This window comes from Aliiglaciecola litoralis (assembly GCF_039523355.1).
Lineage (GTDB): Bacteria > Pseudomonadota > Gammaproteobacteria > Enterobacterales > Alteromonadaceae > Aliiglaciecola > Aliiglaciecola litoralis.
The window spans coordinates 1-11,572 of record NZ_BAAAFD010000010.1 but is presented as its reverse complement, the minus strand read 5'-3'; the positions used below and the strand labels follow the sequence as shown (position 1 = coordinate 11,572).

The window sequence follows — 11,572 nt, the reverse complement described above, 5'->3', positions numbered from 1 at the left end:
AGAATATTATTTCTTAGCGAGCTTCAGACCGATAGACGATATTAAAATTGTCCAATTTGTGGTGCCACTAAACTGCGACAGTCGCTGCCATTTTTTAAGCTTGTTGTCATATTTGTAGTTAAGCAACAATTTTACTTAGAGCTTCTTGATAGCTTGTAGAAATAACAAACTAAATCCCATCACTTTAAGAAATATACTGGCCGTGAGTGCGGAAAATGCAACTTCTGTCGATACTTCAATTGCATGTTGTGGAAACTTGGTGCCCATGAAGAAGAAAAATTGGATGCCAAATCCTACCACTCCAGCTAGGAGCAATGCCAAGCAGATTTTTCCATCGAAAGTATGAAAAATTAGAAACGTTCGAAATTGACTTTCGCTAATAGGCTGTACCAGAACCTTACCGCTTCTATTGACTTTAAAATACTCGTCGTTGATACTAATTTGTGTCCCACGGGTTCCTTGTTTACTGTATGTCTTATAGACATCTTTTTTATCACCAATTTGAATGGAAATATAACCGGTGTTGTTAATTATTACATCTGGGGTATAAGGTATACGTGCCCTGTGGTGGGCAACATCAGCATCGTAACGCACTTCCCAATTTTTGTTGGAAGAAGGATGATTATTATCTATTGAGTCGTTCTCAGGTGTTGTTGAGGCTGCTTCTTCTGGCGCTTGATTTGCGTCATCATGCTTATCCATTTATGGGGGTTCCCGTACTTTTTTGTCGTTGAAAGATTGCTGGCCAGTCCTCAGGTGAAAGTTTTGAGAGTTTTGCAATATACAATGCAGCGGCTAGCTTGAGTTGCATTTCGTTAGATTGGGTTTCCCAAATTTTTTGGGGAATATATTTGTATATGGTTGTATTCTCGTTTTGCAAATCTTCGAATTCTCTTTGGTATTCCTTCCACGCAGGTCGATGGAACAAAAAGCTGTCCAGATTTTTATAGGGCGATGCTGTTCTAGGTGTGTCGTCTGGTTGCGCGAAGGTAAGATCTTCATCGGATTCGTAATTATGAAGCGGATCTCGGAGGCTAAGTAGGTTAATATCACATGCGATGCATATCCACCAAGCGTTTCTTCTGTCTCTTATACCATGCCCATAACATGCGGCACAATGGCATATTCTGCACACGCCAAGTGGTCGCGTAATGACGCTTTGTGGTCTTGGTTGCGCTCCACTATAGCAAAAATAACAATCCATTATTTCACCCCGCATGTGGTGTTTATTTCATGGTTGATAAGCTTAATATAAGCCAAGAAACGAAAAGTTACCATTGCGCCAATGATTTGCTTATTTTTATATCTGTCATTCCGACTATTTATAAAGTGTGGTGAAAGCTTGACGCAGGATTCTTTTTCATTCTATTACTTTCTTTAAAATGAAAAAATTGTCTCAACTAAATCCCTCGAACATCTCGTCTTGTAGTAGCTTTAGTATCGAAATTTGATTAATAAATAATTATTACCATTACTTTATATTGTTTGTGGAAGTAGCGAAATATCTATGTTTACTGAACATTAATCACTGCTTCTCGAATCAGATATTCCTTTTGTCCGGTACTCGTAATTTTCCTCCGAAGAAAAGTACTCGACTAGCGACAACAAGGTTACCTTTACTTGGCAAAAACTGTATGGCAGTTCCTCGCTCAAACTGGATAATTTCAGATTTCCAACTTGCCATAACTTTAGCTATCTGCCTCGGTCGCTGGCAAAAAAATTTGGAAAAAACTGCGACCCCACCCCCCCCAGCAAAATGCTGAAGTGAGCGAGTGCAGCCAAATTTGGCCACATTTGCATGCGTTATAAGGGAGCAGGTGAGGAAGCCGACCGTCAGTTGAAGATGCCAGCATGCTTTTGGGCCACCTATCATAATTTAACGGGATGAGTGAGCGTCTAGTCAAAATGCCTACAAATCCCAGCCAAAAGTAAAATCTACACGGTTGAATTTTTGCACGTAAAAGGGGAGCGCTAGCAGATCTAGTGCTCTTACCCATCCACGTTACACAGGTGCTAAAACCTCCTTGCTAAAGTGCGTTACAGTGCTCCGCTCTCGATCGCCAAATCCGGTCAGTGGGTTAGCCATCCTTGGCCCCTAAAAATCCCGTGGTGATCCGTTATGGTTCCAGATTGTGCCCTCAGGTGATCGAGGGGCGGCCCAGTCGAAGTGACACCGAGTTGGCCGCGTGCTGCAGAGTACTGGGTGCCAAGTGAGCGTAGCGGGTTGTTACTTTCGGATCTGAATGGCCCAATATCTGCTGTACTTCGTAAAGGCTCCTTCCCACATTAACTAACATAGACGCATATTGATGACGCAGATCATGCAGTCGTAACTTAGGAAGGCCAGCGGCAGCTCTTAATCGATGCCAAGTCTTTTTAACGCAAGCATAAGGCTTACCGGTTTTAGGATTAACGAACACATATTCAAACTCATCTTGCGTGTTCACCTTGGCCAGTACATCAAGTGCGGCATCATTCAACGGTACATTGCGTACCTTCTTAGACTTCGAGTTAACCGCAGGGATTTGCCATAAACGGCTTTCCACATCAATGTCATCCCATTTAGCTTGTCTGGCTTCATTGTTACGTGCACCAGTAGCTAATAGGAATAACGCAAGGTTGCTTACTGACCTGTTCTCATCGGTGTGCAGTACCTTAAGCAGTCCGGCTAACTCAACATCATTCATGTAGCGCTCAATCTGATTGCATTCCCTAAAGAGCTTTACCCTAGCCAATTGGTTACTTTCGATTATGTCCCAATCTACGGCGAGGTTAAGGCAATGACGCATCAACTTTAGGTAGTGGTCACAGGTACTTCCGGTCAGACCCTGTTGTTTTAATCCTGAATGGAATTTTTGAACTGCTTCACGCTTGATTGCAGTGAGTTTCAAGTGGCCGAATTCGCCCTTGAGGTGAGTCTTATACATTTGTTCATCATTACTCCAAGTTCGCTTATGTTGCTTAGCATGAGGCAGATAGGTAACTTCAAAGAACTCAGAGAAGATAGGTATTGCCTTGCGCTTTAATGTCTCTTCTTTAGGGTCTTTACCCATGCGTATCTCAGCTTTTAATTGCAATGCACGTTCCTTTGCATCGACCAGTTGTACTTCCATTGTGCTACCCAGTTTCCGGTGACAAGTTTTACCGTCTATATCCTTGTAGCGCAGATAATAGGTGCCAATGGTGCTGGTAACCCTGACCTCGACGTATAGTCCCTTGACGGCAGTGTCGCACAGCTCTATTCGTGCTTTGCCGACAGGGCACCCAGGAAGGTCATTAACCTTTGCCTGAGTGAGCTGAAGAATAGGCATAATTATTCTCCTTGTTTGTTGATTATATAAAGACAATGATTCTCACTGGTTTTGCCAACTTCGGTCAGCGGTAAACCATCCAGCTTAACGAGATGGCGAACATGTTTTCCCAATGTGTTTCTGTTGTGCCCGTCAATGTTTTCCCATGTTTCTATTGGAAATAGTTGTTTGAGGGTCTTTGGTGAATCGCTGCCACAGTCTTCATGACAATGGCTATATAGCTTTGTAAGATAGTCAAAGAAAATGGCCTTATCGTCGTCTGTATGGTCACTACCTTCGATGTAGTTAATGATGTTATCCTCATGATTTTGCATAATATTTTCCTGATTTTAAATTTAGAGTTAACGGCAAAGTGATTGTAAAAAACTAAATTCCTCTGCCAAATCCATGCATGATGTATTAAAGGTGTAAGTGGGTTGGGTGGGGTAGCAAAATAGCCATCTTTCATTCCGGACTTAGCTGGCTTGCCAACTACCTAAAAATAATAAATTTTGAGAATCTGCTACGCCACCCACTTCAATTAACAACTAATATTTCGAGTCGTCGTCATCGCCGTGAATAGGTTTTTCTTGCTGCTGCAAAGTCTCACTAATTGGTGGCACTAACCAGCGCACGTAGCCTTGTGAGCGGGAAGGTTGCCCTATTCGCTGTCGTAAAAAATTGCCGCATTCTCTAGCTTGAGGGTTAGTGGGATTCTGGATACCGACGACCTTCAAAAGGTCGCTTGCCGAGAGGCGAACCCAATCTTTCTTAGGCGCATCAAAAAGCAGTTCACTTTCGAGCAAATCTTCAACTACATTGCGTTTCGAATGACGAGAATTTAATGCTTCTAAAATGTCTTGCTCTTGATCAGTGAGCCACCATTGCGGTGAATCTTTACCTTTAAACATCTGTTCATAGACTTGAGCCCATACCTGTTGCATGTCGATGTCGTGATTATGGTTAATATCAGTGCATGGCAGGCAAAACCATCGGGTATTTCCGGTGGGATCTACCAAGAACTCGTCTTCATTAACCGTTGCGGCAAATACGGAACGTCTAGGAAACAATGACTCGCGTCTTGCATAAGGTACGCGAATTTTATCCTCCTTATTGGTGATGAAACCTTTGAGGCGAGACACATCTTTTCTAAAAGATGAATCGAGTTCCCCGAATTCAACTATCCAGTGTCGACAGGCATTTATAAGCGAATCTTTGTTGTTGGCGTCCATATGATGGTCAAGCAAGATACAATGGCTTGCTAGTTTCTCGTCGTCGATAAGCCTTGCTATCCAGCGCGTTTTACCAATGCCTTGGCTGCCCTGTAAGGTGAGTACTCCCCGGCTACTGAAACCATTTGGCATCACAGCGGCTGCTATAGCACTGAGCAACCACTTGGTTATCAGCAAATCTTTAAAGTCATTTGAAAAATCGTCGGCTACCGTAATGGTCGCGCAAAGTTCACCTATTCTATCTTGCTTATCCCATGGTTTGGATTCAACCCATTGCATGACTGGGTTTACTTGGTTTCTGCTGGCAATCGCCGTGACAAAACGCTCAAAATTTGCAGAATAAATGCCGTTAAGCACCGCTAAGTTTGCCAGTTCCGCTTCTGCTACATTTCTATAATTGTCGCGACTAGATTTTAAGCCCGGTATAGAAATAGTGATGTCTTTTGTAATCACGTCGTAGGCGACGGTCACACCGTAGAACTTGAGCAAATGTTCAATGTTCTCTATCGTGCCAAACGGTTTGCCAGCATCGTTTAGCAGGGGAAACGTTAACAGATTTATTTGTTCTGGCGCTTTGTCTGCTGCAATGCGCTTAGAAGTTGATACATTTGGCTTTTCTTTGACTTCAGGTTTTGGGGCAAGGCTTGGTTTTTTAGCGATTATTTCCTTTTTACCATTATCATCAGGTTGAGCTTGAGGTTTGATGTACTTTGACGATGGCGCTAAGCGAGCAACATTATCTTGCAGTGGTTTGTTTGTAGTCACTGTTTTCTCCATTATATTTAATACAGAGACGCAATTTTTTTGCGCTCTTATATAGGAGAAATTACTGGTTACGTGGATTGAGGTAGGTTATTGAAATATATCAGTAATATTTATTTTTAATTGTCGTAGCTCGACGTGTTAACGGTAATGTCATTTTTATACGGTTCATATATGCAACAATAGTTTCGTCGAAAGTCCGAACAATATTCATTGTTTAATCCATTAGAACTTTAACTTTAAATCTTGCAGTGTGAGGCCTGTTTTCCTCTTTGGCCTTAAAAGGGTCGTTAGGAATTCCGGTGTGTTCTTTCAGTAAATTTCTGAGTTTTGAAATTGTCACAGGATAGCTTTTCGCTGTGTAAGGGGGATTTTGCCGGCTTGCAGACTCTCCGAAGGACGTTAGTAAGTGAAACAATTGATTTGGTTTAGGTTTTTTTTTACCTTGAAATTTTAAGCTTTTGAGCGTTCCTTGACACAGTATTTTTTGTTTTGCTTTGAATACAATGTAAAATTCGCTTTCGCCGTCAGTGTAGTCAGTCCCTGCACTCTTTACTTCTCGCATATGAATAGAAACTGCAACGTCTTCCCAGGTAGCAGGTTTGTCCACTTCACTAACAACTTGTTCCTCCATTTCGTTCGACATCCCAACAGAAAAGACAGCATCAAGCGAAGTCTTTTTTATCAGCACTCGTTCGAGGTCGTCTCTCAATGTATCTTCGACAAGCTCGATTTTTGTGGGGCGATTTTGGCGTGAGTTTCTGATTTCTATTTTGAGTTGCTGATAAATATTATCTGCTTCATCAATATCCTCTATCACCAATAAACGGCTTCGATTTAACTCCGGCAGTACTTCATTTATCTGCTCTTCCGATAGCAATAGATTTCCCATATCATCCCACTCAGTGTAAGAGTGCTCATAATTTGGTGACGCATCATTCCTTAGCAAAGGTTGTCCCTTCTTATTTAGCCTTTCAATCAGGTCTTCGTAAACCTCAAGTTCCATCCGCTGTATATCTTCAAAGTAGTTAACCGAAGCATCATCATCGAAATAGGGCAAAATGAAGAGGACAGCCTGCCAGATTGAAACGGCCTTACTATCATAAAACTCGTTGGTGAAAGTGGTAAACCAGCGTAAGTCCTTTAAAGAAATTCCATTCATGTTATTTGTATGCCTTGATAAATCCTGCTTCCCTACAACATGTTTACTTAGGTTTTAATTGCCTGTCAACCCTGTGTAGAGAAGCTCTACCTTCCAAAAACTACAAAACAATGTAGTGGGGTGGGGGGGAGGCAAGTTTCAAAAAAGTTTTCAGCGAACAGACTGCTGAGTCATTTTGACTGAGTCACTTTTTTGGATTTTGCCGGTTTGCTACCCCACCCACCCCACCTCAGGTTGAGCCAGAGTTTACAACAACTCCATTCTCTTTTGCTTTAAAAACGTCACCAAATACTCTTCCAATAAGTCTTCTTCATACTCGTCAAACTCACTGTCCAATATCTGAATAGCGATGGACTCATACAAATCGTACTGCTCCTGTAGTGTCATGGTCTCATCTTTACAGCTAGTAAAGGTTTGCTCCAGACGCACAGATACCTCCGACAATTCTCGGCTTTTATTCATAGTGATAGGTCCTTATTTGCGTAGAAAGGTATAGATGGCTGAAGTTATGACAACCAATATCAGCAGTTGCGGGATTGAGAAGAGTGCCACGATAACGACTAGACACAGCAATTCTTTGCCGTTTAAGGCCATTATGATTGAGCTTGCAATGATGATGGCAGTAATGGTCGTTACCATATCGACCTCCTGAGTTTACTGACCGTTGGTACTGTGAATGCTTAGCCTCGTTGCGTCGTCAGCCCTCTAGCATTCAATGCATCTGCAATGGCCTGACACGTATCGAGTTGCTCCATCTCCACCAAATGTTGTATCACTTTGACGATTTTAGATTGCCATAGTTGTTGCTCCGACACTCTGCGTTGATTGGCGGCTGTGACGTCCCGATTACGTAAAAGTGAAAGCTGTGGATTGCCCATCACCACACCCCTACGTTTTGCCTCCGTCATGGCCTGTTTGGTTCTGACCGAAATCATCCTTGCTTCATGCTCGGCCATTGCGGCCAGTATGTGTATGGTGAGGTTGTCAATCTCGGGCAAGTCACACAATTTGAAACGTATACCACGCTTTTGCAAACTGGTGACGAAGTGCAGATCCCTAGACAGCCTATCGAGCTTGGCCACCAACAAAGTCGCATTGGCCAGTTCGGCATAATCAGCGGCCTTGGTAAATTCAGGCCGATCAATACGCTTACCACTTTCGACCTCCATATATTCGGCCACTAACACGCCGCCAAACTGTTGCAGGTAATCGGTCACCGCTTGCTTTTGGGCATCAAGACCCAAACCTGAACGGCCTTGTTTTTGTGTGCTCACTCGATAGTAAGCGACATATCTTGGTTGTTCATGTTGCATAATTTTTTCTCCAATGATCCGATCAGCAAAAGCAAATAGCGGGCGCAACTATGCCTACAAGAGAAAGTTGCATATCGCTAAAGGGACCTTTTGTGTAATGTGAAAAGCCGATTTAAGGCGCTATGAGGGGGTTACTTCGAGATAGGTTGGGCGGCTTTTTTCGCTTTGAGTGCCGCAAGTTTGCGTTCATTTTCGGCACGTACTTTTGCTTTGGCGGCATCACGTTCAGCTACTACATCATGCAAACTGACCTTTTCCTTGATTAGCTTCTGCATCTTGCTTTCAAAGGTTTTGATGTCGCCTATATCATGCAAGCGTTTTGATTCCTTGAAAGGCACCAGTATATTTTCGGCTTTAAGTGCAGCGACTAGAAATCCGGCGTTGTTGGCACTTTGTGATTTGAACAGTGAGCTAAATATCTTCGCGTTGAAGCTTGTGTCGGGAGTAGGGCGTTTTTCGATGGCGGTGACAATATCATCGAGGCTAATCCATTCGTTTGAAAACAGGCCTCCGGTGTCATTGTCGGTGATTCGAACAAGAAGGGTTTTTGGATCGGTGTCATAGCCAATGTTGTAGGTTAGGGTGTGTTCAGTGGGTGTAGATACTTTGCCACAGGTGGCGATTTTCAAGATGTTGATTTTTGCCGGAGTAGGGATTGATATATTAGATTCTGTCATGAGTAGTACCTTCTAGGTTATGAACAGCAGCCAATCTGCTTATTCATATAAGATACCCATAGAGCCGCAAGGGGCGGGAAGGCATAAACTGTTAAAGGAGGGTAGGATGTGAAATTACTCTTCGATTTCCGTGAAGTTCAGGAGTATAGAGGCTGCCTTGTTTAGTCACCGTTCATTTCGACGTATTGTGTGGTATCGGATGGTTTCATTATGGGAGGGGCGCGGAAAACTGAAATTCTGAAATGCTCCGGTTTAAGCGAATTAGCGGAACATTGATTAATGCATAGTGACGATCCGCAGAACGAAAAAAGCCGACTTTCATCCACTATGTTGATGCTGTGGAATTACTATGAATTCTAAATAAATACTCTCTTCTTGGTTTGAAATAAACTAAGTAATTGAAAAGTCAGAATTAAACTTAAAAAATGCTCGCTATTGCTTAGAAGTCTCAGTAATACGCGAGAAAATCATTAGTAAAACAGCTAAAAAATAATGTAAGCTTATGATATCAATAGAGATATGTTGGGGTCGTTAGTGAAAGCATATGCGTGCCACTGTGAATTCTACTTTATCAGTCGTGTTGCCAGCACTTAACAACCTGTTACACGACTCCAGCAAAAAGCACTGGGGCGTGAACATGAATCGTTAGAACTATAAGGAGTTGAAAGTGTATAAAACCATAGTCAGTTTAATTATTTTGATTACATTATCATTAGGTGCCATGGCGGCCCCGATTAAAGGAAGCGGTGCAAGCAGCTGCGGGAACTGGTTAAAGGAAAGACGTAATGGTACCTATGCAGTTGATTTAAACTGGGTTCTTGGTTTTATCAGTGCTTATAATCATTACATTGATTCAAGTACAGGCGGAAATGGAGTGTTTGGATCTTCAGACATAGAAGGTGTAGCGGCATGGATGGATAATTATTGTAGCAGCAACCCCTTAAGCAACCCGTACACTGGTTCGGTCGAACTAATTGAAGAGCTTAAACTTCGTAGTAAGTTCTAACAAGCTTATCACCGAACGCCACTTCCTGGCCGGAAAGCCCAAAGCGTGGCTTCGCCAAAGGACTGCCCGTTATAAAGGCGTTGAGGCTGAAGTAAAAGGTCGGAGCCAAAAAAATTATCGTGTTCTGCCTTAAATGTAATTGCTGTTCAATAGTGAAACCTATCAAGATTTCACGTAGCAAAGCTTTTTTAAGGTCAGATTAGGCTAATTTTTATAGTTAATTTTAAGTTGAGAGTTTTTCTACATCCTAGTCAGAACTACATGCAAGAATCGTCTTAGCTCAAAGGATATAAATGGAAGTATTTTTAGAAAATTTAAAGCGAGTTGAAAATGACGCAAGCTTACAAGATTTTGCTCGAAAAGAAATATTACATGGAACACCATTTGTATTTTCAGGCAGAGAGACTGATTTCTATGAATTTAGGAAGCGTATTGCAGCACACTTTGAAATAGGGTTTCACGAAATATTTATTACCGGTTCAGGAAAGTTAGGATTTAGCCCGCATAAAAGAACTGAGTTCAGTTACGATTCCGACATAGATGTAGCAATCGTTTCAAGTGATTTATTCTATCAAATGATGGAAAGAATACGCTGCTATCAAATGCAATTGCGTGAATCTAGAATTGCAGTATCAAAAAGAGAGATAAACAAATATCATCGATTTTTAGAATACGTTGCAATTGGGTGGTTTAGACCCGATTTATTACCTAATTCATTTGATATTGGTGATATAAGAGAGAGGTGGTTTGACTTTTTTACCTCTATTTCAGATGGGCGTTCAGAAGTTGGAAATTATAAAGTGAATGCAGGCGTATTTAAGTCATATAGGTATTTAGAAGAATATACTTTTAGCGGATTGGAATCTGTAAAAAAGTCATTAGAGGTAGAAGATTAAATGACACAACAAATCAAACCATCAGTAACAAATCCATCAATTGCGGTCGTTTATAAAACAATTGAGCGAGGCGAGTTAACTTTACAACCAGACTTCCAAAGAAAGTTTGTTTGGACTCATGAGCATCAAGAACAGTTTATAGAAACTATTTTAAAAGGCTTTCCTTTTCCTGAAGTTTATACTTGTGATGGCGAAATTAATGTAGCAAAAATGCTTACTGTTAAAAGTGTAATCGATGGCCAACAAAGATTAACTACAATAAAAAACTATATAGATAATGAGTTTAAAGAACCTTTAAAATTAATACCTTCTTATGATTCATTGCCTGAAGCACGAAAAAAATCCTTTCTTGGCTATCAAATTGTTATGCGTGATCTTGGCGAGATAGATGAGGATACAACAAGAGAGATATTTAGAAGAATCAACTTAACTAAATTTAAACTAGATAATATTGAAATTCAAAATGCAATATATGATGGTGAATTTATCCAAGCGGCAAAATTTGTCCTAGATAATATTGAATTGTCTAAATTTGGTGTGTTTAGAGAGTCTGAATTTACTCGTATGGCAGATCTTCATTTTATTTTACTTGTGATGGCAACTATAGAGAACCAAGGCTATTTCGCTCAAGATAAGATGGTAGAAACACTAGTTGCACAAAATAATGATAAATACCCAGCCAAAGACCATATGATCTCATTATTGATTAAAGCATTTGCAATTATAAGTGACTTAAACATTCCTAATGACTCTATGTGGTTTAGAAAGTCTAATTTTTTCACTCTTGTATGTGAAGTTGCAAAATACGTAGATAATATTCCTGATGATTTTTTCGACAAACTAGCAGCTTTAGAAGAAAATGTTATGGATGCCAAGAAAAATACAGACTCGGATTATGCTAAATATTATTCCTGTATGTATCAAGCAACTCACTCTAGATCTGCTAGGGTTATTAGGTCTGAATACTTAGTTGAAGACTGCCTAAAGTAGTTCTAAAAAGTTGCTCAAACGGAGAATAAATAGCTGGCTTTTACCCGTTCCTCGCTAATTTTAGCCAGATAATTTATTGCCACTAACAAAGCGTCAGAAAACCAATAATCAAATATTAGGAGCCTGTAACAGATTCTGTGTAACTGCCATTTAGTTAATGTGCTTTTCGAGGCGATCCCCGAACTCAATGATAAATCGAACCATGGCCTGACGCCAGTTATGGATCGGCATCGACCATTTTTTG

The 11,572-nt window shown here is 41.0% G+C and carries 13 protein-coding genes; 3 read left to right on the top strand and 10 right to left on the bottom strand.

Going from position 1 to position 11,572, the window contains the following annotated elements; translation table 11 throughout:
- Window positions 1–135: 135 nt before the first annotated feature.
- The 10 genes from ABD036_RS15255 to ABD036_RS15210 form a co-directional block, all read right to left on the bottom strand.
- Window positions 136–702 (bottom strand): hypothetical protein, encoded by a 567-nt coding sequence (locus ABD036_RS15255; protein WP_343861444.1) that lies wholly within the window; start codon window positions 700–702, stop codon window positions 136–138.
- On the bottom strand, window positions 695–1,204 hold the full coding sequence (locus ABD036_RS15250; RefSeq protein ID WP_343861442.1) for a hypothetical protein: 510 nt from the start codon (window positions 1,202–1,204) through the stop codon (window positions 695–697). Before ABD036_RS15250 ends, ABD036_RS15255 begins: the two co-directional genes overlap by 8 nt.
- A gap of 934 nt (window positions 1,205–2,138) precedes the next feature.
- A complete protein-coding gene (locus ABD036_RS15245) occupies window positions 2,139–3,311 on the bottom strand; it encodes a tyrosine-type recombinase/integrase (RefSeq protein ID WP_343861440.1) in 1,173 nt (390 codons plus the stop codon).
- Window positions 3,312–3,313: 2 nt separating this feature from the next.
- On the bottom strand, window positions 3,314–3,625 hold the full coding sequence (locus ABD036_RS15240) for a hypothetical protein (RefSeq protein WP_343861438.1): 312 nt from the start codon (window positions 3,623–3,625) through the stop codon (window positions 3,314–3,316).
- Between the two features lie 213 nt (window positions 3,626–3,838).
- Entirely contained in the window at window positions 3,839–5,287 is a 1,449-nt protein-coding gene (locus tag ABD036_RS15235; RefSeq protein ID WP_343861436.1) for a VapE domain-containing protein, read from the bottom strand.
- Between the two features lie 214 nt (window positions 5,288–5,501).
- Entirely contained in the window at window positions 5,502–6,446 is a 945-nt protein-coding gene (locus tag ABD036_RS15230; protein ID WP_343861434.1) for a hypothetical protein, read from the bottom strand.
- A gap of 246 nt (window positions 6,447–6,692) precedes the next feature.
- Complete coding sequence (locus ABD036_RS15225; RefSeq protein WP_343861432.1) at window positions 6,693–6,908, bottom strand: hypothetical protein; 216 nt, start codon at window positions 6,906–6,908, stop codon at window positions 6,693–6,695.
- Window positions 6,909–6,920: 12 nt separating this feature from the next.
- Complete coding sequence (locus ABD036_RS15220; protein WP_343861430.1) at window positions 6,921–7,085, bottom strand: hypothetical protein; 165 nt, start codon at window positions 7,083–7,085, stop codon at window positions 6,921–6,923.
- Between the two features lie 41 nt (window positions 7,086–7,126).
- A complete protein-coding gene (locus ABD036_RS15215) occupies window positions 7,127–7,759 on the bottom strand; it encodes a recombinase family protein (RefSeq protein WP_343861428.1) in 633 nt (210 codons plus the stop codon).
- 131 nt (window positions 7,760–7,890) lie between these two features.
- Window positions 7,891–8,436: a hypothetical protein gene (locus ABD036_RS15210; protein WP_343861426.1), complete on the bottom strand. Its 546-nt coding sequence runs from the start codon at window positions 8,434–8,436 to the stop codon at window positions 7,891–7,893.
- A gap of 667 nt (window positions 8,437–9,103) precedes the next feature.
- Between ABD036_RS15210 and ABD036_RS15205 the strand changes: the two genes are divergently transcribed.
- The 3 genes from ABD036_RS15205 (at window position 9,104) to ABD036_RS15195 (ending at window position 11,328) form a co-directional block, all read left to right on the top strand.
- The gene (locus tag ABD036_RS15205; RefSeq protein WP_343861424.1) at window positions 9,104–9,442 is read left to right on the top strand and encodes a hypothetical protein; all 339 of its coding nucleotides are present in this window, start codon (window positions 9,104–9,106) and stop codon (window positions 9,440–9,442) included.
- A 293-nt stretch (window positions 9,443–9,735) separates the two neighbouring features.
- Window positions 9,736–10,338 (top strand): hypothetical protein, encoded by a 603-nt coding sequence (locus tag ABD036_RS15200; protein ID WP_343861423.1) that lies wholly within the window; start codon window positions 9,736–9,738, stop codon window positions 10,336–10,338.
- Window positions 10,339–11,328, top strand: a complete 990-nt coding sequence (locus ABD036_RS15195; protein WP_343861421.1) for a DUF262 domain-containing protein — start codon at window positions 10,339–10,341, stop codon at window positions 11,326–11,328.
- Window positions 11,329–11,572 lie beyond the last annotated feature (244 nt).

Excerpts from the sequence above, each read along its gene's own strand:
- ABD036_RS15225 (WP_343861432.1), bottom strand. The coding sequence starts at position 6,908 with ATGAATAAAAGCCGAGAATTGTCGGAGGTATCTGTGCGTCTGGAGCAA.
- ABD036_RS15215 (WP_343861428.1), bottom strand. The coding sequence starts at position 7,759 with ATGCAACATGAACAACCAAGATATGTCGCTTACTATCGAGTGAGCACA.
- ABD036_RS15210 (WP_343861426.1), bottom strand. The coding sequence starts at position 8,436 with ATGACAGAATCTAATATATCAATCCCTACTCCGGCAAAAATCAACATC.
- ABD036_RS15195 (WP_343861421.1), top strand. The coding sequence starts at position 10,339 with ATGACACAACAAATCAAACCATCAGTAACAAATCCATCAATTGCGGTC.
- ABD036_RS15240 (WP_343861438.1), bottom strand. The coding sequence starts at position 3,625 with ATGCAAAATCATGAGGATAACATCATTAACTACATCGAAGGTAGTGAC.
- ABD036_RS15250 (WP_343861442.1), bottom strand. The coding sequence starts at position 1,204 with ATGGATTGTTATTTTTGCTATAGTGGAGCGCAACCAAGACCACAAAGC.
- ABD036_RS15245 (WP_343861440.1), bottom strand. The coding sequence starts at position 3,311 with ATGCCTATTCTTCAGCTCACTCAGGCAAAGGTTAATGACCTTCCTGGG.
- ABD036_RS15255 (WP_343861444.1), bottom strand. The coding sequence starts at position 702 with ATGGATAAGCATGATGACGCAAATCAAGCGCCAGAAGAAGCAGCCTCA.
- ABD036_RS15230 (WP_343861434.1), bottom strand. The coding sequence starts at position 6,446 with ATGAATGGAATTTCTTTAAAGGACTTACGCTGGTTTACCACTTTCACC.
- ABD036_RS15220 (WP_343861430.1), bottom strand. The coding sequence starts at position 7,085 with ATGGTAACGACCATTACTGCCATCATCATTGCAAGCTCAATCATAATG.
- ABD036_RS15200 (WP_343861423.1), top strand. The coding sequence starts at position 9,736 with ATGGAAGTATTTTTAGAAAATTTAAAGCGAGTTGAAAATGACGCAAGC.